General features: G+C 71.7%; 24 protein-coding genes. 17 read left to right on the top strand and 7 right to left on the bottom strand.

Features of this window, described 5'->3' with window-relative positions; translation table 11 throughout:
• The first annotated feature begins 138 nt into the window (after nucleotides 1–138).
• From ABZT06_RS22255 to ABZT06_RS22220, 8 genes are all read left to right on the top strand, one after another.
• Nucleotides 139–333, top strand: a complete 195-nt coding sequence (locus tag ABZT06_RS22255; RefSeq protein WP_007384493.1) for a hypothetical protein — start codon at nucleotides 139–141, stop codon at nucleotides 331–333.
• Between the two features lie 45 nt (nucleotides 334–378).
• Complete coding sequence (gene mshB, locus ABZT06_RS22250) at nucleotides 379–1,236, top strand: N-acetyl-1-D-myo-inositol-2-amino-2-deoxy-alpha-D-glucopyranoside deacetylase (protein ID WP_355743361.1); 858 nt, start codon at nucleotides 379–381, stop codon at nucleotides 1,234–1,236.
• Nucleotides 1,233–1,643, top strand: coding sequence for a DUF6113 family protein (locus ABZT06_RS22245; RefSeq protein WP_355743358.1), 411 nt, complete (start codon nucleotides 1,233–1,235; stop codon nucleotides 1,641–1,643). Before mshB ends, ABZT06_RS22245 begins: the two co-directional genes overlap by 4 nt.
• 248 nt (nucleotides 1,644–1,891) lie before the next feature.
• On the top strand, nucleotides 1,892–4,393 hold the full coding sequence (locus ABZT06_RS22240) for a hypothetical protein (protein WP_355743355.1): 2,502 nt from the start codon (nucleotides 1,892–1,894) through the stop codon (nucleotides 4,391–4,393).
• A gap of 106 nt (nucleotides 4,394–4,499) precedes the next feature.
• Nucleotides 4,500–5,411, top strand: coding sequence for an ABC transporter ATP-binding protein (locus tag ABZT06_RS22235; protein ID WP_355743352.1), 912 nt, complete (start codon nucleotides 4,500–4,502; stop codon nucleotides 5,409–5,411).
• Nucleotides 5,408–6,148: an ABC transporter permease gene (locus ABZT06_RS22230; RefSeq protein ID WP_355743349.1), complete on the top strand. Its 741-nt coding sequence runs from the start codon at nucleotides 5,408–5,410 to the stop codon at nucleotides 6,146–6,148. Before ABZT06_RS22235 ends, ABZT06_RS22230 begins: the two co-directional genes overlap by 4 nt.
• A gap of 5 nt (nucleotides 6,149–6,153) precedes the next feature.
• On the top strand, nucleotides 6,154–7,350 hold the full coding sequence (locus ABZT06_RS22225) for a histidine kinase (RefSeq protein ID WP_355743860.1): 1,197 nt from the start codon (nucleotides 6,154–6,156) through the stop codon (nucleotides 7,348–7,350).
• Nucleotides 7,347–7,964, top strand: coding sequence for a response regulator transcription factor (locus tag ABZT06_RS22220; RefSeq protein ID WP_355743346.1), 618 nt, complete (start codon nucleotides 7,347–7,349; stop codon nucleotides 7,962–7,964). Before ABZT06_RS22225 ends, ABZT06_RS22220 begins: the two co-directional genes overlap by 4 nt.
• A gap of 73 nt (nucleotides 7,965–8,037) precedes the next feature.
• On the opposite strand, the gene ABZT06_RS22215 is transcribed toward ABZT06_RS22220, so the two are convergent.
• Complete coding sequence (locus ABZT06_RS22215; RefSeq protein ID WP_355743343.1) at nucleotides 8,038–8,889, bottom strand: transglutaminase-like domain-containing protein; 852 nt, start codon at nucleotides 8,887–8,889, stop codon at nucleotides 8,038–8,040.
• A 32-nt stretch (nucleotides 8,890–8,921) separates the two neighbouring features.
• On the bottom strand, nucleotides 8,922–9,929 hold the full coding sequence (locus ABZT06_RS22210; RefSeq protein ID WP_355743340.1) for a GNAT family N-acetyltransferase: 1,008 nt from the start codon (nucleotides 9,927–9,929) through the stop codon (nucleotides 8,922–8,924).
• Nucleotides 9,930–10,069: 140 nt separating this feature from the next.
• Between ABZT06_RS22210 and fdxA the strand changes: the two genes are divergently transcribed.
• A complete protein-coding gene (gene fdxA, locus ABZT06_RS22205; RefSeq protein WP_007384503.1) occupies nucleotides 10,070–10,387 on the top strand; it encodes a ferredoxin in 318 nt (105 codons plus the stop codon).
• Nucleotides 10,388–10,498: 111 nt separating this feature from the next.
• A complete protein-coding gene (locus ABZT06_RS22200) occupies nucleotides 10,499–11,593 on the top strand; it encodes a bifunctional succinyldiaminopimelate transaminase/glutamate-prephenate aminotransferase (protein WP_355743857.1) in 1,095 nt (364 codons plus the stop codon).
• Nucleotides 11,594–11,679: 86 nt separating this feature from the next.
• Here the strand turns inward: ABZT06_RS22200 and ABZT06_RS22195 are convergent, their stop codons facing one another.
• Together ABZT06_RS22195 and ABZT06_RS22190 are read right to left on the bottom strand one after the other, a co-directional pair.
• On the bottom strand, nucleotides 11,680–12,135 hold the full coding sequence (locus ABZT06_RS22195; protein ID WP_355743336.1) for an ATP-binding protein: 456 nt from the start codon (nucleotides 12,133–12,135) through the stop codon (nucleotides 11,680–11,682).
• Between the two features lie 273 nt (nucleotides 12,136–12,408).
• A complete protein-coding gene (locus tag ABZT06_RS22190) occupies nucleotides 12,409–13,413 on the bottom strand; it encodes a heavy metal transporter (protein WP_355743334.1) in 1,005 nt (334 codons plus the stop codon).
• Between the two features lie 85 nt (nucleotides 13,414–13,498).
• Between ABZT06_RS22190 and dapE the strand changes: the two genes are divergently transcribed.
• Together dapE and ABZT06_RS22180 are read left to right on the top strand one after the other, a co-directional pair.
• Nucleotides 13,499–14,578 carry a succinyl-diaminopimelate desuccinylase gene (gene dapE / locus ABZT06_RS22185; RefSeq protein WP_355743331.1) on the top strand — a complete coding sequence of 360 codons (1,080 nt, stop codon included), beginning with the start codon at nucleotides 13,499–13,501 and terminating at the stop codon, nucleotides 14,576–14,578.
• Nucleotides 14,579–14,700: 122 nt separating this feature from the next.
• Nucleotides 14,701–15,459 carry a TIGR00730 family Rossman fold protein gene (locus ABZT06_RS22180; RefSeq protein ID WP_123991473.1) on the top strand — a complete coding sequence of 253 codons (759 nt, stop codon included), beginning with the start codon at nucleotides 14,701–14,703 and terminating at the stop codon, nucleotides 15,457–15,459.
• Nucleotides 15,460–15,620: 161 nt separating this feature from the next.
• On the opposite strand, the gene folP is transcribed toward ABZT06_RS22180, so the two are convergent.
• Complete coding sequence (folP, locus tag ABZT06_RS22175) at nucleotides 15,621–16,481, bottom strand: dihydropteroate synthase (RefSeq protein ID WP_355743327.1); 861 nt, start codon at nucleotides 16,479–16,481, stop codon at nucleotides 15,621–15,623.
• A gap of 146 nt (nucleotides 16,482–16,627) precedes the next feature.
• Between folP and ABZT06_RS22170 the strand changes: the two genes are divergently transcribed.
• Both ABZT06_RS22170 and ABZT06_RS22165 read left to right on the top strand, forming a co-directional pair.
• Nucleotides 16,628–16,987: a DivIVA domain-containing protein gene (locus ABZT06_RS22170; RefSeq protein WP_355743324.1), complete on the top strand. Its 360-nt coding sequence runs from the start codon at nucleotides 16,628–16,630 to the stop codon at nucleotides 16,985–16,987.
• Nucleotides 16,984–17,562, top strand: coding sequence for a DNA-3-methyladenine glycosylase I (locus tag ABZT06_RS22165; protein ID WP_355743321.1), 579 nt, complete (start codon nucleotides 16,984–16,986; stop codon nucleotides 17,560–17,562). Before ABZT06_RS22170 ends, ABZT06_RS22165 begins: the two co-directional genes overlap by 4 nt.
• 3 nt (nucleotides 17,563–17,565) lie before the next feature.
• On the opposite strand, the gene ABZT06_RS22160 is transcribed toward ABZT06_RS22165, so the two are convergent.
• On the bottom strand, nucleotides 17,566–18,357 hold the full coding sequence (locus ABZT06_RS22160; protein ID WP_355743318.1) for an enoyl-CoA hydratase-related protein: 792 nt from the start codon (nucleotides 18,355–18,357) through the stop codon (nucleotides 17,566–17,568).
• Nucleotides 18,358–18,727: 370 nt separating this feature from the next.
• Between ABZT06_RS22160 and ABZT06_RS22155 the strand changes: the two genes are divergently transcribed.
• Nucleotides 18,728–18,895, top strand: coding sequence for a DUF3117 domain-containing protein (locus tag ABZT06_RS22155; RefSeq protein WP_003966491.1), 168 nt, complete (start codon nucleotides 18,728–18,730; stop codon nucleotides 18,893–18,895).
• A gap of 131 nt (nucleotides 18,896–19,026) precedes the next feature.
• On the opposite strand, the gene ABZT06_RS22150 is transcribed toward ABZT06_RS22155, so the two are convergent.
• The gene (locus tag ABZT06_RS22150; protein ID WP_355743854.1) at nucleotides 19,027–19,725 is read right to left on the bottom strand and encodes an O-methyltransferase; all 699 of its coding nucleotides are present in this window, start codon (nucleotides 19,723–19,725) and stop codon (nucleotides 19,027–19,029) included.
• Between the two features lie 235 nt (nucleotides 19,726–19,960).
• On the opposite strand from ABZT06_RS22150, the gene sigE reads away from it, so the two are divergent.
• Together sigE and ABZT06_RS22140 are read left to right on the top strand one after the other, a co-directional pair.
• Entirely contained in the window at nucleotides 19,961–20,659 is a 699-nt protein-coding gene (sigE, locus tag ABZT06_RS22145; RefSeq protein ID WP_355743315.1) for an RNA polymerase sigma factor SigE, read from the top strand.
• Nucleotides 20,656–21,600 (top strand): zf-HC2 domain-containing protein, encoded by a 945-nt coding sequence (locus ABZT06_RS22140; protein WP_355743312.1) that lies wholly within the window; start codon nucleotides 20,656–20,658, stop codon nucleotides 21,598–21,600. Before sigE ends, ABZT06_RS22140 begins: the two co-directional genes overlap by 4 nt.
• The last annotated feature ends 367 nt before the right edge of the window (nucleotides 21,601–21,967 follow it).

Genomic DNA, 21,967 nt, shown 5'->3' with positions numbered 1-21,967 from the left:
TGCGCCGACGGATGCGCAGGCCCGGATAGTTATGATCACTACCGCATAGTGGGTATGAATCCGCTGGCTGCTGTATGGATTTATCTGCCCCCCTGGTCCGACCCCCCGCGCTCTTGGGATCTTTGGAGGTGAGCCGCCGTGGCACTCTCAATTTCGGCGGTAGTGCTGCTGGCGATCATCGTCTTCTTGTTGGTGAAGAAGTCGGGACTGAAGGGCGGGCACGCCGTGGTGTGCATCCTGCTCGGCTTCTATCTCGCCGCCTCTTCGATCGCACCGACGATCAGTGAGCTGACGACCAACATCGCGGGCATGATCGGCAGTATCAAGTTCTGAGACCGGCTGAGCGGGACCGTCGGTGGCTCCTCGTAGGCTGGGGCCATGACGGAACAGCCCGCTCGGCGCCTTCTCCTGGTGCACGCGCACCCGGACGACGAGTCGATCAACAACGGCGTGACCATGGCCAGGTACGCGGCCGAGGGAGCCCGGGTGACCCTGGTCACCTGCACCCTCGGCGAACTCGGCGAGGTCATCCCACCCGGGCTGCGGCACCTGACCGGCGCAGCGCTCGGCGAGCACAGGCGCGGCGAGCTCACCGCGGCCATGCGTGAGCTCGGCGTCGCGGACTTCCGCCTGCTCGGCGGCGCCGGGCGCTACCAGGACTCCGGAATGATGGGCCTCCCGGAGAACGACGACCCCGCCTGCTTCTGGCGGGCCGACATCGACGAGGCGGCCGGGTATCTCGTCGAGGTGATCCTCGAAGCGCGCCCCCAGGTCCTCGTCACCTACGACGACAACGGCGGGTACGGCCACCCCGACCACATCCAGGCCCACCGCGTCGCCACGCGTGCCGTCGAGCTCGCCGCCGACACCGGGTGGCGGATCCCGAAGGTCTACTGGAACCGCGTGCCGCGAGCGGTCGGTGAACAGGCCTTCGCCCGGCTCCACGCCGACCTGCCCGGCCTCCCCTTCACCAAGGCCGCCGTCCTCGACGACGTACCGGGTGTGGTGGAGGACGACCGGATCACCACCGAGATCGACGGCACGGCGTACACCGCAGCCAAGAGCGCCGCGATGGCCGCCCACGCGACCCAGATCGACGTGTCGGGGGCGTACTTCGCGCTCTCCAACGAACTCGCGCAACCTCTCTTCACCACCGAGTACTACGAATTGGTAAGAGGGGAACACGGGGATACCAGGGAGACCGACCTGTTCTCCGGAATCGAGAGCGCGTCATGAACGACCGAACGCCGATGCTGGCCCAGCCCCTGCAGCGCCCCTCCGCCGGACGGGCCGCCGCCTACCTCGGCCTTTTCGTGCTCGGCGCGGTCGTGGGGCTCGCCGGAGCGCTGGTGCAGGGCGGCTGGTTCCCGGGCGGACTGCTGCTCGCGCTGCTCGGGGAGGCGGGACTGCTGCTCGGGGGAGCACGCGCCGCCGGCAGCCGCGCCGGAGCCGTCGCGCCCGCCGGCGGCTGGATGGTCGCTGTCGTCTTTCTCACCACCAGCCGTCCGGAAGGCGACTTCGTCTTCGCCGCGGGAAGCGGCTCCTATCTCTTCCTGCTCGGAGGCATGGCTGTGGCTGTGATCTGCGCCACCCTTGGCCAAGGGCGGCAACCGGGCGGCGACCCCGTCCGACTTGGCAAGTGACGTACCACTTCTCCGCATCGCGCGCGTGCGAGTCCCGTGTGGGTTTCCAAAGCGGTCGTGGGATACAGGCCAGAAGTGGCCAGTATGGTGGTGCGCGCCGCCGACGCCCGAAGCAGTGAGGTCGAAACGGGCGGCGGAGCCAACCGGGAGAACCTGCCTTGAGTCGTGAAACTGACAGTCCGTCCTCCGGGCCCAACGGGCGCGGCGGAGCCGCCTACCCCTCGGGCACGCCGCCGTACGGGACGCCCATGGCTTCCGACGGCGGTCCGGACGCGGCCCGTTCGGCCACGCAGCCGGAGGAACGCAAGACCGAGACCACGCTGACGACCCGGATCCGGATCAACATCCCCGGTTCGCGGCCCATTCCGCCGGTCGTCGTACGTCAGCCCGTCGCGGAGACGGAGCGTTCCGTCGACAGCGGTCCTGAGACCGAGGAGCCGACGCCGAGTCCCTCCTCGACCACCGGCACCGTCGAACTGCCCGCCGACCCCGCGGCGCCCGCCGCCGAGGAGAAGCCGAGCGACTGGTTCGCGCCCCGCAAGTCCGGCCCCGCCAAGCCCCCTCAGGGCGGCGGCGCCACCAACGGCGCCGGTCTGCCGGGCGGTTCGGCCGCGGGAGCGCCGGGTGCGGCTGCCGCTGGTCCCGGTGCGTCCGGCCCCCGGCACGGCGGTGCGCGCCCCGGCGGGGTGGTCGGTTCCATGAGCGCGCCCGGCGGTTCCCGTCCCGGCGCGACGAACGGCGCGGGACTTCCTGGTGCCACGGGCGGTCCGGTCGCTCCGGGACACGGCGGCGGCACGGGCTCCTTCGACGTCACCGAGGCGCTGAACGGCGGCCCCCTGGGAGGCGGCCAGCGCGGCGCCGAACCCCGCCGCGACGAACTGCCGTACTTCGCGGAGAACGGCAACGGCTCCGACGGCCCGGCCGGGGACAACGGTCAGGGCGGTTTCGGCGGACAGGGCGCTCAGGGCGGCCTGAACGGTCAGGGCGGCTTCGACGGACCCGGCGGTCCCGGTGGCCCGAACGGTCAGGGCGGCTTCGGCGCGCAGGGCGGCCCGGGTGGTCCCGGTGGCCCGAACGGCCAGATCGACTACGGCGGCCAGGGTGGCCAGGGCGGTCAGATCGACTACGGCGGCGGCTTCGGCGGACCGCAGGGTCCAGGCGGTCCGGGCGGGCCTCAGGGACCCGCGGGTCCGACCGCCGGCCCGGTCACCGGCGACGGCCCGGTCGTGCCGCCCGCCGGACCGGACCCCTTCGCCAGGGCCGAGTCCTTCGGCGGCGAGTCCTTCAACGGCCCCGACGGCTTCGGCGGTCAGGGCACCCCGGGCACCCCGGGCACCCCGGGCCCGGGCGGCAGCGGCGGTCCCGGTGGTTCCGGCGCTCCCGGCACCCTCGGCGGCCCGGGCGGCCCCGGAATCTCCGGTGGCCTGGTAGGCCCCGGTGCCCAGGGCGTCCCCGGCGGTCAGGCCGGCCGGCCCGGCCGGCCCGCTCAGGGCGGCCCCGGCACCCTCGGTCGCCCCGGCGGCCCCGGCCCCGGCGGTGCTCCCGGCGCGGGCCTCGGCCCCGGTGGCGGTCTGAGCGACGACACCGCGATCCTCACCCCGCAGAAGCCGGCCCCCGGACCGGGCGCTCCCGGCTACGGGGCCCCGGACAACGTCTCCGGGCACACCGTCACCAGCGGCATGCCGGTCGTACCGTCCGGCACCCAGAACGCCCCCTTCCGGCAGGGCACCGACGGCCGTACGCCCCCGAAGCTGCCCGACACCGCGTCGCAGGAGGCCCCGGCCGCCGCGTCGAAGAAGAAGAAAAAGAAGGGCCGCAGCAAGCTGGCGCTGGTCGGCGGCATCGTGGTCCTCCTCGGCGCCGGTGCCTACGGCGCCGGTCTCCTGATGAACCGCTCCGACGTCCCCAAGGGCACCACCGTGCTCGGCGTGGACATCGGCGGCGGCACCCGCGACGACGCCGTCAAGAAGCTCGACGACGCCCTCGGCAAGTCGGTCAACGCGCCCCTGAAGCTCTCCGTCGGCGGCAAGACCGTGGAGCTCAAGCCGGATCAGGCGGGCCTCCAGCTCGACGACCAGGCCACGGTCGCCGCGGCCGCGAAGAGCGACTACAACCCGATCTCGGTCATCGGTTCCCTCTTCGGCAACCACCGGGTCGTCGACCCGGTCATGCCGGTCGACGAGGAGAAGCTCCAGGCGGCCCTGGGGGACGCCTCGGGCGGCTCCGGCTCGGCGACCGACGGCACGATCAAGTTCGAGAACGGCAAGGCCGTCGCCGTCTACGGCAAGGCGGGCAAGGGCATCGACGTCGCCAGGTCGACCACCGCGGTCGAGGAGGCGTACCGCACCCAGGTGGAGACCGGCACGGCCGGCTCGGTCACGCTCCCGACGACCACCAAGCAGCCGTCGGTGTCGAACGCCGAGGTCGACCGGATGATGAAGGAGTTCGCGGAGCCCGCGATGTCCGAGGTCGTCACCATCCGGACCGACTCGGCGCACTTCATCAAGTTCGGTTCGCTGTCCCTGCCGAAGATCCTCGGGTTCAAGGCGGTCGACGGCAAGCTCGTGGAGACGTACAACCTCGAAGCGCTCAAGGAGGCGTACGGCACCACCTTCGACGGTGTGCAGATCAACGGCGCGAGCGGCAAGCGCGACTTGCTGCCGCAGGATGTCGCCTCCGCGCTGGGCAAGGCGCTGCGCGCGAAGTCGACGGCGGACCGCACCGTGACCATCGACACGAACCCGAGCTGAACCCGCTCACATCGCCCCGGAGTGCCGCCGCACATGACATCTGTCATGCGGCACTCCGGACGGCCGACACTGCCCGCCGCCGCACCCCCGAGGCCACCATGGCCGAATGACAACGACAGCCCCGGTGGTCGCCTTCGACCAGGTGAGCAAGGCATACGGCGAGGTACGCGCCGTGGACGGACTGGCCCTGACCCTGCGCCCGGGGGAGACCGTGGCGCTGCTCGGCCCCAACGGCGCCGGCAAGTCGACCACCCTCGACCTGCTGCTCGGCCTCAAGCAGCCCGACAGCGGCAGCGTCCGCCTCTTCGGCACCACCCCGCGTGAGGCGATCGTCGCCGGGCAGGTGGGCGCGATGCTCCAGAGCGGCGGCCTGATGGACGAGGTCACCGTCGCCGAGCTGGTGAAGCTCGCCTGCGCCCTGCACCCGAAGCCGTACCCGGTGGGCGACGTCCTCGCCCGGGCCGGAGTCGCCCAGATCGCCGACCGCAAGGTCAACAAGCTCTCCGGCGGCCAGGCCCAGCGGGTCCGCTTCGCCCTCGCGACCGCCGGCGACAGCGACCTGATCGTCCTCGACGAGCCCACGACCGGTATGGACGTCACCACGCGTCATGCCTTCTGGGCCACCATGCGCGAACAGGCCGACCAGGGCCGTACGGTCCTCTTCGCCACCCACTACCTCGAAGAGGCCGACGCCATCGCCGACCGGGTGCTCGTCCTGCACCGGGGCCGCCTGCTCGCCGACGGCACCGCCGCCGAGATCAAGGCCAAGGCGGGCGCCCGCAGGATCGCCTTCGACCTGGAGGGCGCGATCGACGAAGGGCCCCTGCGCGAGCTCCCCTTCCTCACCTCTGTGGACATATCCGGCCAGACCATCCGCATCCAGTCCACCGACGCCGACGCGACCGTCCACGCCCTCTACGGCCTCGGCGTCTACCCCCGCAACCTCGAAGTCGCCGGGCTCGGTCTGGAGCAGGCCTTCGTCGCCATCACCGAGGCCGAGGAGGCCAAGCAGTCATGAACAGCCTGATCAAGCTGGAACTCACCCGCGCCCTGCGCAACCACAAGTTCCTGTTCTTCTCGGTGCTGTACCCGTCGCTGCTGTTCCTGATCATCGCGGGCAGCTCCGGGACCACCGAGAAGGTCGGCGCCACCGGCCTGACGGTAGCGACGTACATGATGGTCTCGATGGCCTCCTTCGGCGCCCTGACCGCCGTCCTGATGGGCAACAGCGAGCGCATCGCGAAGGAGCGCGAGGGCGGCTGGGTACGGCAGCTGAGGCTGACGAGCCTCCCGGGCCGCGGTTATGTCCTCGCCAAGACGGCGAGCGCCGCCGTGGTGAGCCTGCCCTCGATCGTGGTCGTGTTCGTGGTCGCCGCGGTCGTGAAGGACGTACGCCTGGACGCCTGGCAGTGGCTCGCCCTCACCGGCGCGATCTGGGCCGGAAGCCTCGTGTTCGCCGCGCTCGGCGTCGCCATCGGCTACCTCGCCACCGGCGACGCGGTCCGCCCGATCACGATGATCACCTACTTCGGCCTGTCGATGCTGGGCGGCCTGTGGATGCCGGCGACGACCTTCCCGCAGTGGCTCCAGGACATCGCCAAGTGGCTGCCCACGCACGCGTACGCTGCCCTCGGGCAGGCCATCGAACAGAGCCGCGCCCCGCACGCACAGGACATCGCCATCCTGGCCGTCTCCTTCGCCCTGTTCGCGGGCGGCGCGGCCTGGCTGTACCGGAAGGACACGTTGAAGGCGTGAGCGGGATGACGGACGAGCTGCGCGGGGACGAGGAAGCGCGTGCGGAGCGGCTGGTGCGCATCGGCCAACCACCCCGCAACCGGGCCGAGGTCATACGCAAGCTGGTGTGGATCGTGCCGTGGCTGGTCTTCCTCAGCTCACCGGTGCGCGACCTGGCCTCCGGCCACCACACCGGCTCGGCCACCATGGCGGGCTGGGCGGGCCTGACGGTCTTCACCGGCACCTATCTGGCGCTGGTCTTCCGGAACATGGGCCGGGCGTTCCCCGGCCGGACGGTCTGCGCCCTGGTCGGCGTGCTCTGGCTGCTTGCGATCGTCCTGACCCTGAGCCTCGGCGGCTCCTGGCTCGGACTGTTCGTGTACGTCTCCGTGGCCTGCGGGGTCACCTTCCCCCTCCGGGCCGCGTACTGGGCGATTCCGGTGAACACCCTCTCGCTGATGCTGGTGGGCCTGCGCACCGACCCGGACTCGGCCTGGGGACTGTTCCTCGTCGTGCTCCTCGTCGGCTACTCCATGACCGGCGTACGCCAACTCGTCCGTACCACCGTGGAGTTGCGCAAGGCCCGCGCGACCGTCGCCCAACTGGCCGCCAACGAGGAGCGCCTGCGCCTCGCCCGCGACCTGCACGACCTCCTCGGCCACTCCCTGTCCCTCATCACCCTGAAGAGCGAGCTGGCGGGCCGGATGCTCCCCGCCCACCCCGACAAGGCGGCCCAGCAGGTCGCCGACATCGAACAGGTCAGCCGCCAGGCCCTGGTGGACGTCCGCGAGGCGGTCTCCGGCTACCGGCGCGCCCGCCTGGCCGCGGAACTCGCGGGCGCCCAGGTCGCGTTGGCGGCCGCCGGAGTCACCGCCACCCTGCCCGCCGAACCCGACCTCACGGGCGTCCCGGAGGAGAGCGAGTCGGCCCTCGCCTGGGCGCTGCGCGAGGCGGTCACCAACGTCGTACGGCACAGTGGTGCCCGCGGCTGCACGGTGGAGCTGCTGCACCGCCAGACCCTCGACGGGCCGCGGCTCGAACTCACCGTCGAGGACGACGGCTCGGGCGGCGCGGGCGACGGTCCCGGCAACGGTCTCACCGGCCTCACCGAACGCCTGGAGAAGGCCGGCGGCACCCTGGAGGCCACCGGCACCCGGCGCGGCTTCCGGCTGGTCGCCCGCGTGCCCGCCGGTGCCGCGGCCCACGTAGGATCCGCCTCATGACGAGCCGCACGATCAAGGTCCTGCTCGCCGAGGACCAGTCGATGGTCCGCGAGGCCCTGGCCGCCCTGCTCGGCCTGGAGGACGACATCGAGGTCGTCGCCCAAGTGGCCCGCGGCGACGAGGTGCTGGCGGCGGCCCGCGCGCACGACATCGACGTGGCCCTCATGGACATCGAGATGCCGGGCGCGACGGGCATAGAGGCCGCGGCCCAGCTCCACAAGGCACTTCCCGCGGTGAAGCTCGTCATCCTCACGACCTTCGGCCGCCCCGGCTACCTCCGCAGCGCGATGGAGTCGGGCGCCGACGCCTTCCTGGTCAAGGACGCCCCCGCGGCCCAACTGGCGGACGCGGTACGCAAGGTACTGGCGGGAGAGCGGGTCATCGACCCCACGCTGGCGGCGGCGGCCCTGGCGGAGGGCGCGAACCCTTTGACGGACCGTGAGCGAGAGGTCCTGAGGGCGGCGGCGGACGGCTCCACGAACGCGGAACTGGCGACCACCCTGCACCTCTCCCAGGGCACAGTCCGCAACTACCTCTCCACGGCGATCCAAAAACTGGCGGTACGGAACAGGGCAGAGGCAGTCCGGATCGCGAGAGAGAAAGGCTGGCTGTGAGGGCCTTTTGCTTTTAGGGGCGCAGGGAACTGCGCGACGAGCCCCCACTAAGCCGCAGACGCCACACAACCCCTCAGTTCAACCTCGCTCGCGCGGCCCGTGCCTGCTGTCGCAGACGATCCGCCGCCGCCTCATCCACCGCAGCCACCACCCCCGCATACGCCTCCAACTCCCCGGCCCCCTCAACGAAGTCACCCCGCTGCACGAGCAACTGCGCCCGCTCATACCGAAGCCGCGCCGGATGCGAAGGCAACAGCAGCGCCAACTCCACGGCCCACAGCCCCACATCCGTCCGCTCCGGCCGAGCCGCCGCCCACGCCCGCACGTTGTTCAGAATCCGCTGCACCACGTCCAGGGTCTCTGCCGGCACCAGCATCGACGGCTCCAAAGAGCCCCCCGTGGCTCCCGCCACGAGCAACTCGGCGTCCGCCCCCGCCAGAACCCGCCCCCCGTCGAAGGGATCGGCCAGCACCTGCTCCTCCGGCGGCCCGAACCCCACGACAAAATGCCCCGGCAGGGCGACCCCGTACACGGGAGCTCCCGCCCGCCGGGCCACCTCCATCCACACCACCGACAACAGGATCGGCAACCCACGCCGCCGCACCAGCACCTCGTGCAGCAACGAGGACTCCAGCCGCTGATAGTCCGCGGCGGAGCCGCGGAACCCGCACCGGTCGCCCAGCAGTTCCCGCAACGACACCGCCCACGACCGCGGACCGCCCGGCCGGAACGGCAACCGACCGGCCAGCGCGTCGAGTTCGATCTGGGCCGCGTCGATGCCGGCCTCGTCGAGCGCCCCGTCGGCCTGCGCCCCCACGAGCAGGCACAGTGTGGACAGGTCGGGCCGCTCCGAGCGCGCCTCTGCGGCGAACCGCCTCCGGAGCTCGGCGGAACGTTCGGGTGATGGCGGAAACGGGGGACGCATAGCTGGCTGGTGCCCTCTCCCGGCGATCGCTACTACCGCGTCCCGCCGGAGACGTCCGGCTCGCGGTAGTGGTGGTAGGCGTGGTGCGCGGCGAACCCCATCCGCTCGTACAGCGCCCGCGCACCGGCGTTGTCCGACTCGACCTGGAGCCAGGCGGCCGACGCCCCCTCGTCGAGGGCGCGCTGGGCCAGCGCCGCCATCACGGTCGAGGCCAGCCCCCGTCGCCGTAGCGCGGGATCCACCTCGACCGCGGCGAACCCGGCCCACCGGCCGTCGACGACACACCGGCCGATCGCGGCCGGCGCCCCCTCGCCGGGGACGGTGGCGAACCACACCGACGGCCCGCTGCCCAGTACCCGCAGCGCCACCTCGCTCACCCCCTTGCGCTGATAGCGCGCCAGCCAGTCCGCGTCGGCCTCCCGGGACAGGATGACGGTCTCGTCCGGCGACCGGTCGGCGACCGGCGCCAGCGCCCCGGTCCACAGCTCCGCCGTCACCTCCCGCGTCCACCCGCGCGCCTCCAGCTCCGCGCACAGCACCTCCTGGGTGCCCGCGGCGCCGGTCGCGGTCTGTATGTACGCCGGCAGCCCGCGGTCGCCGTACCACCGTCGTACGGCGGTCAGGGCCTCGTCGAGGGGCAGGCCCGGGTCGCCGAGCGGGAGGACGGAGTTGGCGCGCCGGGTGAACCCGGAGGCGGCGCGCAGCTCCCACTCGCCGAGCCGCTCGCTCTCCACCGGCTGCCAGCCGCGCGCGGCGATCCGGGCCAGTTCCCCGTACGAGGCGGCCGGGCCCCGGCGGCGGGCCGGTTCGGCGGGCACGACCTTGCCCGCGACCAGCGCGGATTCCGGAATGCGGACGCTCTCGCCGTCCCGGCGCGTGATCATCAGCACACCGTCGTCCCATGATGTGAGAACACCCACCGTGTCGGTGAACTTCTCCAGCGTGACCCCGGTTTCGGCAAGGTGGCGCACGGATACCCGTTTGCCCACGTCAGCTGCGGCGATGCGGACGACGAGACGCCCTGCGGCGGAGATTTCCACAGGTCAGTTCACCCCTCCTGTTCGGATCATGCCCAAGAACGGAGATACTAGGTGCGGGCATCGACGACGCCGCGCTCCCGCGCGCGAGGCGGCGGAGCCTGAGGAGGCCCGCCAGCGCCCTATGGAGGAGGAACGACAGCGTGACCTACGTCATCGCGCAGCCTTGTGTCGACGTTAAGGACAAGGCCTGCATCGAGGAGTGCCCGGTCGACTGCATCTACGAGGGCTCCCGGTCCTTGTACATCCACCCGGACGAATGCGTCGACTGTGGTGCCTGTGAGCCGGTCTGCCCGGTCGAGGCGATCTTCTACGAGGACGACACTCCGGACGAGTGGAAGGACTACTACAAGGCGAACGTCGAGTTCTTCGACGAGCTCGGCTCGCCCGGCGGCGCCAGCAAGCTGGGTCTGATCGAGCGGGACCACCCGTTCATCGCCGCGTTGCCGCCGCAGGCCTGATCAGCCGGCACCTTTCCGTGTCGCCTCGGTCCCGTACGGCCTGATCGCCCCCGATCGTGGCCTGCGGGACCGAAGTGTTCGCCGTACGACCCGAAAGTGAGCGCGAACGCCGTGTCCGCAGTCTCCGACCGCCTGCCCACCTTCCCCTGGGACAAGCTGGAGCCGTACAAGAAGACGGCGGCCGCGCACCCCGGAGGCATCGTCGACCTGTCGGTCGGCACCCCGGTCGACCCGGTCCCCGATCTCGTCCAGAAGGCCCTGATCGACGCGGCGGACTCCCCGGGCTACCCGACGGTCTGGGGCACCCCGGCCCTGCGCGACGCGATCACCGGCTGGGTCGAGCGGCGCCTGGGCGCCCGCGAGGTCACCCACCGCCACGTCCTGCCGATCGTCGGCTCCAAGGAACTCGTCGCCTGGCTCCCCACCCAGCTCGGCCTCGGCCCCGGCGACCGGGTCGCCTACCCGCGCCTCGCCTACCCGACCTACGAGGTCGGCGCGCGCCTCGCCCGCGCCGAGCACGAGGTCTACGACGACCCGACCGAGCTGGACCCGGCAGGGCTGAAGCTCCTGTGGCTCAACTCCCCGTCGAACCCGACCGGCAGGGTGCTGTCCAAGGACGAGCTGACGAGGATCGTCGCCTGGGCCCGGTCCCACGGCATCCTGGTCTTCTCCGACGAGTGCTACCTGGAGCTGGGCTGGGAGGCCGACCCGGTCTCCGTCCTGCACCCGGACGTCAACGGCGGCTCCTACGACGGCATCGTGGCCGTCCACTCGCTGTCGAAGCGGTCGAACCTCGCGGGCTATCGCGCGGCCTTCCTGGCGGGCGACCCGGCCGTCCTGGCGCCCCTCCTGGAGATCCGCAAGCACGGCGGCATGATGACGTCGGCGCCCACCCAGGCCGCGGTGGTGGCGGCCCTGGGCGACGACACCCACGTCCACGAACAGCGCGAGCGCTACACGGCTCGCAGGTCGCTGTTGCGCGAGGCGCTCCTCGACCACGGCTTCCGCATCGAGCACAGCGAGGCCAGCCTCTACCTGTGGGCCACGCGGGACGAGTCCTGCTGGGCGACGGTCGCCCACCTGGCGGACCTCGGAATCCTGGTGGCTCCGGGCGACTTCTACGGCGAGGCAGGCGAGCGGTTCGTACGGGTCGCGCTGACGGCGACGGACGAGCGGGTGCGGGCGGCGGTCGAGCGCCTGGCGTAGACGCGCGGGCATACGGCGAAGGGGCCGCATACGGCGAAGGGGTCCAGGACGGTTTTCCTGGACCCCTTCACCGTATGCGCGAGGTACTAGCCGAGCGGGAGGCTCTTCACCGGCAGGGTGTCCGCCGACGGCAGGCCGCCGCCCTTGGCGAGGGAGTCGGTCGGCAGGCCGCCCTTCGTCGCCGTGGACGTCGTGTCGCCGAGGACGCCCCCGGCCGAGCCCGCGGCCTCGCCCGCCGTCTTCTGCGCGACCGGCGTCGCCTTCTTCACGGCCTTTCCGCCGGCCTTGCCCGCGGACGGCACCGCCTTCTCGACGGCCTTGCCACCGGTCTTGCCCGCGGTCCCGGTCAGGTTCTGCGCCGTGCCGTCCACCGTGTTGCCGACGTGCGCCCCGTCCAGAGCGGTCAGCCCGCCGAGGTTCGGGGTGGCGGGCAGCGCGGCGGGGGCCGCACTGGCGGAGCCGGCCGCACCGACCCCGGCGGCCGCTCCGGCAGCGACGAGCAGCGCGGCACGGGCGATCCTGCGGGTCAGGGGGAGGGACATGTTGCTCCTTCGAGAGGAAACGTTGCTAAGGACGCCGTGACTACCGCTCGAAGCCGACGAAGGTTGCGGACGCGCAACGTAAAGAGTTGGCAATGCGTCGCATTATCGCCTGCGGATAAAAACGGACAAAAAGCTTCCGGTCTGAAAGTCCTTCGAATCCCCGCAGCCCTTTGTTCTCAAGGGTTTTCGCGGATACGGGGGTGAGGTGACGAAAACCTGCGCACACCCGCTCCCGCGGCGGCCGGACGTGACCCTTCCAGGTGATCTTCCGAACTACCGTGCCGTCAGTATCCGCACCGAGCCCGTGCCGCCTTCGCCGCCCGTCGTGCGCCACTCGCTGTACGTGTTCCCGGCCGTCCACTGCCGCCCGGCGTAAGAGACGCGCTCGATGCGCAGCGCCGAGGAGTTGGCGACGGCCCAGTGGGCGAGTTGCCAGCCGCGTTCCCTGACGCCGCGCCCGGAACCCGGGCTGGTGTCCTCGCGCACGGGGAGGGTCACGGTGCGCGCGTCACCCGTGGTCGCCAGAGGCGTCGGGCTCGGCGCGGCCTTGCCGCCCACCTCGGCGGCGGTCGTCTCCAGCGCGTCGCGCCCGAAGTCCCGTACGAGAGCCGACCGCACCGCGTCGGGGCCCGTGGCGGCGGCCTGGGTGCCCGTGCCGGCGGCCTGGGTGGCCGGGGTGGCCTGGGTGGTGTCCTGGCGGCCGTCGCAGGTCAGGGTGGCCGCCGAGGTGCCGGTGAGGGCCGCGGCGAGCACGGTGGCGTCCGGCTCGTGCTTGGCGTACGCCTCCGGGTAGCCACTGCGCTGCACGCGCTGGGCGGCGACGGTCAGCGGGAGATCCTGGTAGCCCTTCACCTTGACCAGGTGCTTGTAGAACTCGCCCGCCGCGTACGTCGGGTCCAGGATCTCCTTCGGGGTGCCCCAGCCCTGCGAGGGCCGCTGCTGGAACAGCCCGAGGGAGTCACGGTCGCCGTGCGAGATGTTGCGCAGCCCCGACTCCTGGAGCGCGGTGGCGAGCGCGATGGCCACGGCCCGCTCCGGCAGCCCGCGCCCGGTGCCGACGGCGGTGATCGTCGCCGCGTTCACCGCCTGCTCGGGCGTGAACTCGTACGACGGCCCGTCGGCGCCGCCCGAGGCGACTCTGCAGCTCGGCCCGCCGGTGCCTCCGGTGACGTACTGCACCACGAGGTAACCGGCGACCGCGCACAGGACCACGAGGGCCGCCGCGAAGCGGAGGAGACGGCCACGGCGCTTGCGGGTAGGGGGCAACGGCTCTGGCATCCGGACAAGATACTGGAGAGTACTGAGACGTCTGCGCCGGGCGGGGACAGTGAGTGCGCGCAGCGGGGACGTTAGGGTCGGGAGCATGGCCGACACCCCTCTTGACCTTTCGCTGGACGCAGCTGAGCTCACCGCGCAGCTCGTCGACTTCCCCTCCGAGAGCGGCACCGAGAAGCCCCTCGCGGACGCGATCGAGACCGCCCTGCGCGCCCTGCCGCACCTCACGGTCGACCGCCACGGCAACAACGTCGTCGCCCGCACGGACCTCGGCCGTCCGGAACGCGTCATCCTCGCCGGCCACATCGACACGGTCCCCATCGCGGGCAACGTCCCCTCCCGGCTCGACGACGAGGGCTACCTGTGGGGCTGCGGCACCTGCGACATGAAGTCCGGGGTCGCGGTCCAGCTGCGCATCGCGGCCACCGTCCCCGAACCCAACCGCGACCTCACCTTCATCTTCTACGACAACGAAGAGGTCGCGGCCCACCTCAACGGCCTGGGACATGTGGCCGAGGCCCACCCCGAGTGGCTGGAGGGCGACTTCGCGGTCCTCCTGGAGCCGACGGACAACCAGGTCGAGGGCGGCTGCCAGGGGACCCTGCGGGTCCTGCTGACGTTCAAGGGAGAGCGGGCGCACTCCGCGCGCGCGTGGATGGGCTCCAACGCGATCCACAAGGCCGCTCCCGCCCTCGCCAAGCTCGCGGCCTACGAGCCGCGCAAGCCGGTGGTGGACGGGCTCGAGTTCCACGAAGGACTCAACGCCGTACGGGTGGAGGGCGGCGTGGCCACGAACGTCATCCCCGACTCCTGCACGCTGACCGTCAACTTCCGCTACGCCCCGGACCGCAGCGAGGCCGAGGCGGAGGCCTTCGTGCGGGACTTCTTCGCGGACTGCGGGGTCGACGAGTTCACCGTCGACGACCACACCGGCGGCGCCCGCCCCGGTCTCACCCACCCCGTCGCCCAGGCCTTCATGGCCGCGGTCGGCGGCGTCGCCCGCCCCAAGTTCGGCTGGACGGACGTGTCCCGCTTCAGCGCGCTCGGCGTGCCCGCGGTGAACTACAGCCCAGGTCAGCCGCTGCTCGCGCACAAGGTGGACGAGCGGGTGAAGGCGTCGCTGATCCCGCAGGCGGAGGAGAAGCTGAGGGCCTGGCTGACGTCGTGAGGGACGGGCGCCACCGGGTTCCGCCCGGTGGCGCTTCATGGCGGACACGCGTACGTCCCCCCTCCGTAACCCGCGTAGATCTACGCTGAGATGGAAAGACCAGGCAAGCGGAGGGAGCGCACATGGCTACCGGGAACCCCGAGGGCAAGAAGCAGCCGCCGGAGGAGCAGCGCCTGGGACCTGTCCTCCGCAGGCGGGGACAGGTCACGGCGAGCACGACCGACCAGCGCCTGCTGGACGCGGGCGGCCCCTCGGACTGGGTCCACACCGACCCCTGGCGCGTCCTGCGCATCCAGTCGGAGTTCATCGAGGGCTTCGGCACCCTCGCCGAACTCCCGCCCGCGATCAGCGTGTTCGGCTCGGCGCGGACACCGGCGGACTCTCCTGAGTACGAGGCGGGCGTGCGGCTCGGCCGGGGCCTGGTGGAGGCCGGCTTCGCCGTCATCACCGGCGGCGGCCCCGGCGCCATGGAGGCGGCCAACAAGGGCGCCTGCGAGGCCGACGGCACCTCCGTCGGCCTCGGTATCGAGCTCCCCTTCGAGCAGGGGCTCAACCCCTACGTCGACATCGGCCTCAACTTCCGCTACTTCTTCGTCCGCAAGATGATGTTCGTGAAGTACGCGCAGGGTTTCGTGGTCCTGCCCGGCGGTCTCGGCACCCTCGACGAACTCTTCGAGGCCCTGACCCTCGTCCAGACCCAGAAGGTCACCCGCTTCCCGATCGTGCTCTTCGGCAGCGAGTACTGGGGCGGACTGGTCGACTGGCTGAAGAACACCCTGGTCGCCCAGGGCAAGGCGTCGGAGAAGGACCTGCTGCTGTTCCACGTGACGGACGACGTGGACGAGGCGGTCGCGCTGGTGTCGAAGGAGGCGGGACGCTAGCGCTGGCTTGAACGGGGCTTGAACGGGGCTTCGGAGGGGCTGGTCTTCCAGCCCCTCCGGCGTTTGAGGAGCGGGGGTCGAAGGGGGCGGAGCCCCTTGGGGACGGGACGGGTAGGGGCGGCGGGGGCGAGCTGCATCCATCAGCGGCTCCGCCGCGGGTTCTACGCCAGCCCCCGACGAGCGACCGCCGGCGGCCGACGCCCGGCGATCGACGCCACCATGTCCAGCACCTGCCGGGTCTCGGCGACCTCGTGCACCCGGTACACCTGAGCCCCCAGCCACGCCGACACCGCGGTGGTCGCCAGCGTGCCCACCACCCGCTCCTTCACCGGCTTGTCCAGCGTCTCGCCCACGAAGTCCTTGTTGGACAGGGACACCAGCACCGGCCACCCCGTGTCGACCATCTCCCCGAGCCGCCGGGTCGCCTCGAGACTGTGCCGTGTGTTCTTCCCGAAGTCGTGCCCGGGATCGATCAGCACCGACTCCCGGGGCACCCCCAGCGCCACCGCCCGCTCGGCGAGACCCACGGTCACCCGCAGAATGTCGGCCACGACGTCGTCGTACGTCACCCGATGCGGCCGCGTACGAGGCTCCGCGCCCCCGGCGTGCGTGCACACCAGCCCCACCCCGTACCGCGCGGCGACCTCGGCCAGCCCCGGATCGACCCCGCCCCAGGCGTCGTTCAGCAGATCCGCCCCCGCCTCGCACACCGCCTCGCCGACGGACGCCCGCCAGGTGTCGACGCTGATGATCACGTCGGGGAACCGCCGCCGGACCTCCGTCACGAACCCGACGGTCCGCCGTGCCTCCTCCGCCGCGGACACCTCTTCGCCCGGGCCGGCCTTGACCCCGCCGATGTCGATGATGGCGGCCCCCTCGGCCACCGCGTGCTCCACGCGCGCGAGGGCGGGCTCGTCGAGGAAGGTGGCTCCCTGGTCGTAGAAGGAGTCGGGGGTCCGGTTCACGATCGCCATGATCACCGGCTCGTGCGCGTCGAATTCACGCCTGCCCAGCCTGAGCATCCCCTGTGACCTCACTTCGTACGTCTATGTGTTCGGCGTCTGCGGCCGCCTGCGACCCTAACTGTCAGACTCGCATGGCACGATCGGACCCTGACACATTCGACGCCGGTGGCCGGCCGCCGGCAGGGACCCTGGGGACCTCAGCGATGGTTATGTTCTTGTTCCTGGTCATCGCGCTCGCGGTCGTGGTCACCGCGGTGACGCTGGCCGTGGTGGGCGGCGGGGAGAGCGACGGCCCGCTGCCGGAGGTCGCCCCCGAGCGGCTCCAGGACCCGCTGCCGCCGGACCGGCCGGTCAACCGCGCGGACGTCGAGGGCCTGCGCTTCCCGCTGACCGCCCGCGGCTACCGCATGGCGGACGTCGACGACGCGCTCAGCCGCCTCGGCGCCGAGCTCGCCGAGCGGGACGCCCGGATCGCCGACCTGGAGTCCGCGCTGGCCGGTGCCCGGGCCGCGGCCCACGTCGCCCTGCACAAGCCGGAGCAGGGCCACGGGGAGCAGCAGTGAGCGACGGCACCGCCCTGGCCGGCCCGGACGGCGCCCCGCGCTGCCCCTGGGCCCTGTCCACGCCGGACTACGTGACGTACCACGACGAGGAGTGGGGCCGCCCGGTCCACGGCGACGACGCCCTGTTCGAACGCCTCAGCCTGGAGGCATTCCAGTCCGGTCTGTCCTGGATCACCATCCTGCGCCGCCGCGAGGGCTTCCGGGCCGCGTTCTCGGGGTTCGAGATCGCCAAGGTGGCGACCTTCGGCGAGGCCGACCGGGACCGCCTGCTCCTCGACCCGGGGATCATCCGCAACCGCGCCAAGATCGACGCGACGATGGCCAACGCGCGCGTGCTGGCCGAATGGACCCCGGGCGAGCTGGACGAGCTGATCTGGTCCCACGCCCCCACCTCGCACGCGGTCCCCCGGACCCTGGCGGACGTTCCCGCGGTCACCCCGGAGTCGACGGCCCTGTCCAAGGCCCTGAAGAAGCGCGGCCTGCGCTTCGTGGGACCGACGACGGCGTACGCGCTGATGCAGGCGTGCGGACTGGTGGACGACCACCTGGAGACTTGCGTCGCCAGGACCCGCTGAGCCCTACCGGCCCAGGTACTTGGGCGTCTCCTTGTTCACGAAGGCCCGCACGGCGATCGCGTGGTCCTCGGAGGCCCCCGCCCGCGTCTGCAGCTCGTCCTCCTTGTCCAGCGTCTCCGCCAGACTGTGCGACAGTGCGTAGGCGAGGGACTCCTTGATCGCGCCGTACGCCACCGTCGGCCCCTCGGCCAGGGCCCGCGCCACCTTCTCGGCCTCCGCGGGCAGCTCGGTGGACGGCACCAGACGGTTGACGATCCCCAGGTCGTGCGCGTCCCGAGCCGACATGGTCCGCGGGAAGAGCAGCAGGTCGGCGGCGCGCCCCGGCCCCACCACGCGCGGCAGCGTCCACGAGATCCCGGAGTCCGCGGTCAGCGCCACGCCCGCGAACGACGTGTTGAACGCGGCCGTGTCCGCCGCCACCCGGTAGTCCGCCGCGAGCGCGATCCCGAAGCCGGCGCCCGCCGCGACCCCGTTCACCCCGGCCACCACCGGCTTCGGCATCTCCGTCAGCGCCCGCACGACCGGGTTGTAGTGCTCCTTGACCGTGCTCATGACCTTCGTCGAACCCTCGGCGAGCAGCCCGATGTGCTCCTTGAGGTCCTGCCCCACGCAGAACGCCCGCTCCCCGGCGGCGGTGATCAGCACGGCCCGCACGGCGTCGTCCGAGGCCGCCGACTCCACGGCCTCCCGCAGCGCGACCTTCGTGGCGATGTTCAGCGCGTTCATCGCCTCCGGCCGGTTCAGCGTGATCGTCGCGAGCCCGTCGTGCACCTCGTAGAGCACGGTGTCGGCCATGGCGTATCCCCTCCGGTGTGTCCGCTGCATCCGATGTCCGTATCGGTGTCCGAAGGACAGCATGGCGGAGATCGCCGTCCGAGGACCGGACCGGACGTGTGACCTGCGTCAAACAATTCCGGAGCGCTCCTGACCGGCTGGGATCCGCGCGGCGGCGGAGTATCGCAGCCACATCGCCGAATTGAGTGGTTTTGCTCGCGCGCGTTGCCCAAGCGATGCCGACTGATGTTGGTCATCGGGTCCTGAGATGCGGGATAATGGCTTGGAAGCAATGTGTTCGATGCCGGTGGCGCGTGTCCCACTTTGACGCGCGTGCCCTCCCGGGGCCGTCGGCTTTGACGATGAGCTGGTTTCAGGAAGGGGAACGAGCATGGCGGCCATGAAGCCGCGGACGGGCGATGGCCCGCTCGAGGTGACCAAGGAGGGGCGGGGCATTGTCATGCGCGTTCCGCTCGAAGGCGGCGGTCGGCTCGTCGTCGAGCTGACCCCGGACGAGGCCGACGCGCTCGGTGACGCCCTCAAGAAGGTCGTCGGCTGACGCGGAAGCGACCATACCCTTTCGGTTGCCCCGGCATCTCATGAGGTGCCGGGGCAGCGGTTTGCCCGGACGTTTCCACGAATGGCCGTACGCCCCGCTCCGGATCCCGGTCCCGGTGCCGGGCCACCGGCTCAGCGCTTGACCGCGCAGAGCAGTCCGTCACCCACCGGCAGCAGCGACGGCAGCAGATCCTGGCTCTCGCGTACGGCGCGCAGCAGTTCCCTGAGGCGCAGCACCTCCGTCGGCTGCGGCCCCGAGTCCACCGTGCGGCCGTTGGCGAAGACGCCCTCGAAGACCACCAGGCCGCCCGGACGCAGCAGGCGCAACGATTCAGCGAGGTAGTCCATGACCTCCTGCCGGTCACCGTCGCAGAAGACGAGGTCGTAGCCGGCGTCGGCGAGACGGGGCAGCACGTCCAGGGCGCGGCCCGGGATGAAGCGGGCCCGGTTGCTGGCGAAGCCGGAGGCGCGGAAGGCCTGGCGGGCGAACTGCTGGTGCTCCGGCTCGGGATCGACGGTGGTCAGCACCCCGTCCGGGCGCATCCCGTGCAGCAGATGGATGCCGGAGACGCCGGTCCCGGTGCCGATCTCGGCGACGGCCTTGGCGTCCACGGAGGCGGCCAGCAAGCGCAGCGCGGCGCCCGCGCCGGGCGACACCGAGCGCAGCCCCGCCTCACGAGCCCGGTCGCGGGCCCAGCGCAGGACTTCGTCCTCGGCGACGTAGGCGTCGGCGAACGCCCAGCTCGTCTGCCGGTTGCCGGTAATGACCCTCTCCTTGCCCCGTGGTTGCCTGGGCGTGACTGTATCCGTTGGTGCCGGGAACCCGCAGATGGGACCGGGCGTTTAGAGGGGTGGAGACGCACCCGGGGGGACACAGTTGGATCACGAAGCCGAGCGGGCCCTCGAGCAACTGCTGACGCAGGGGACCGAGTGGTATCAGCCCAGATCAAATTCTCGTAAAACCGCTTATCCGGAGCTAACGGGCGAGGTGGCTATGGTAGGGGCTCCACTGGAGACAACCAGAGCCGACAGGGGAGGTGCGGCCGCGCCTGGAGATCGTGGGGGAGTGCTGCGGCGCTTCCTCGGATCGGCGGGCAGGCCGAGATCCGTGAACGACACTGCTGACCACAGCCACGCCGGCGACTACGCCCAGACCGCGACCTTTGCCACCGACGCGGACGGGCAGGCGTGGACTCCGCCCACCTGGGAGGAGATCGTCAGCACGCACAGCGGCCGCGTCTACCGCCTCGCGTACCGCCTCACCGGTAACCAGCACGACGCCGAGGACCTCACGCAGGAGGTCTTCGTCCGCGTCTTCCGCTCGCTGTCCACGTACACACCGGGCACCTTCGAGGGCTGGCTGCACCGCATCACCACCAACCTCTTCCTGGACATGGTCCGCCGCAAGCAGCGCATCCGCTTCGACGCCCTCGGCGAGGACGCGGCCGAGCGCCTGCCCAGCCGCGAGCCGTCACCCCAGCAGGTCTTCAACGACGCCCACTTCGACGCGGACGTCCAGCAGGCCCTCGACACCCTCGCACCGGAGTTCCGCGCCGCGGTCGTCCTGTGCGACATCGAGGGACTGTCGTACGAGGAGATCGCCGCGACCCTGGGCGTCAAGCTCGGCACCGTCCGCTCGCGGATCCACCGCGGCCGTTCCCAGCTGCGCAAGGCCCTCGCCCACCGCTCACCCGAGGCCCGCGCCGAGCGCCGCTCGTTCAGGGCCCGGGTCCCCGCTCTGGGAGGAGGGGGCGCGACCGCGTGAGTGGATCACTGCCCAAACCCGGCGAGGGGAGCCTCGCGGAACAGCATCTGGGAGACCGACTCGCCGCCCTGGTGGACGGTGAGCTCGGTCATGCGACGCGGGAGCGCGTTCTCGCGCATCTCGCCACCTGTCCGAAGTGCAAGGCGGAGGCTGACGCCCAGCGCCGCCTGAAGAACGTCTTCGCGGAGGCCGCCCCGCCCCCGCCCTCCGAGAGCTTCCTGGCCCGTCTCCAGGGGCTGCCCGGAGGTGATCCGGAGGACGGCGACAGCTCGCCGTTCGGCGGGGGAGGATTCGGAGGACTGTCGGGACGACCCGGCGCCACCGGAGCCTTCGGAGTAAGACGTGGCGAGCGCTTCGCGTTCGACTACGTCCCCGCCCGTCCGCACGCGGGGGTGCTTCCGCCCGCCGCGGGCCGGGGATTCCGCATCCATGACGTCAGCCGCCACGAGACCGACCGTTCGGCCTCGCGCGGCATGCGGTTCGCGGTCGTCGCCGCCGGGGCGGTGTCGCTGGCAGCGATCGCGCTGGGCGGCGTCACCACCGGCATGCCGGGCGATACCGACGCCCGCGGGGCCGGCAGCAATGTGACTCCGGCGCGCACGCCCGGCACGGGACCCGCGGTGCCGGAGAACCAGCGCCGCCGTGGCGTGGGTCCGCTGCTCACCCAGGAACAGGGACAGCGGACGACGGACGAGACCCCGGTCGTCCCGACCACCGCGTCCGCACCGCTGCTGCCGGGTATCCCTGCCCAGGTCCGGGAGGCGGCCCTGCACACGCTCACGGCGCCCGTGGTCGCCGGTGCCGCCGCGATGTCCCCTCTCATACGTCCGCTCAGCGCCACCCCGCCGCTCACCCTGACGTCCCTGCCCACCACCCCGGACCTCACCGCCTCCGGCCTCCCCGCCGCGTCAGCACCCACGCCCCCCAGCGCCACCCGCTGACCGGCGCCCTGCTGCGCGGCGCCCGAACCTGGTTGAATCCACAGACAGGTCGACGCGCCGCGCACCGCTGCCGGTCAGCTGTGGGGAGAGCGTTCTCCCTGCCGTCGCGCTTCAGAGTGAGTTCCAGGCGGTCCCCCGGGGCGGTGGGCGCGGGCCTTCACGATGAGAGGGTGACACCGATGACGGGGTGGGTCACCTACCGGTGTTGATCAGTTCCTCCGCGACCCGCTTGGCCTGACGGAAACCTCACAGAGACGCCCGCAAACCGCGGTCCACTAGGCAAACAACCCGGAAAACCGTCGACCCGCCCGCACCCGGAGCCCCCGGGACAGTACCGGTCGTACGGCATCCCCAGGTACCGTGGACC

The organism is Streptomyces sp. NPDC005483 (assembly GCF_040606035.1).
Lineage (GTDB): Bacteria > Actinomycetota > Actinomycetes > Streptomycetales > Streptomycetaceae > Streptomyces.
The sequence above is the reverse complement of the archived record's forward strand: the minus strand, read 5'-3'. Positions and strand labels throughout refer to the sequence as shown.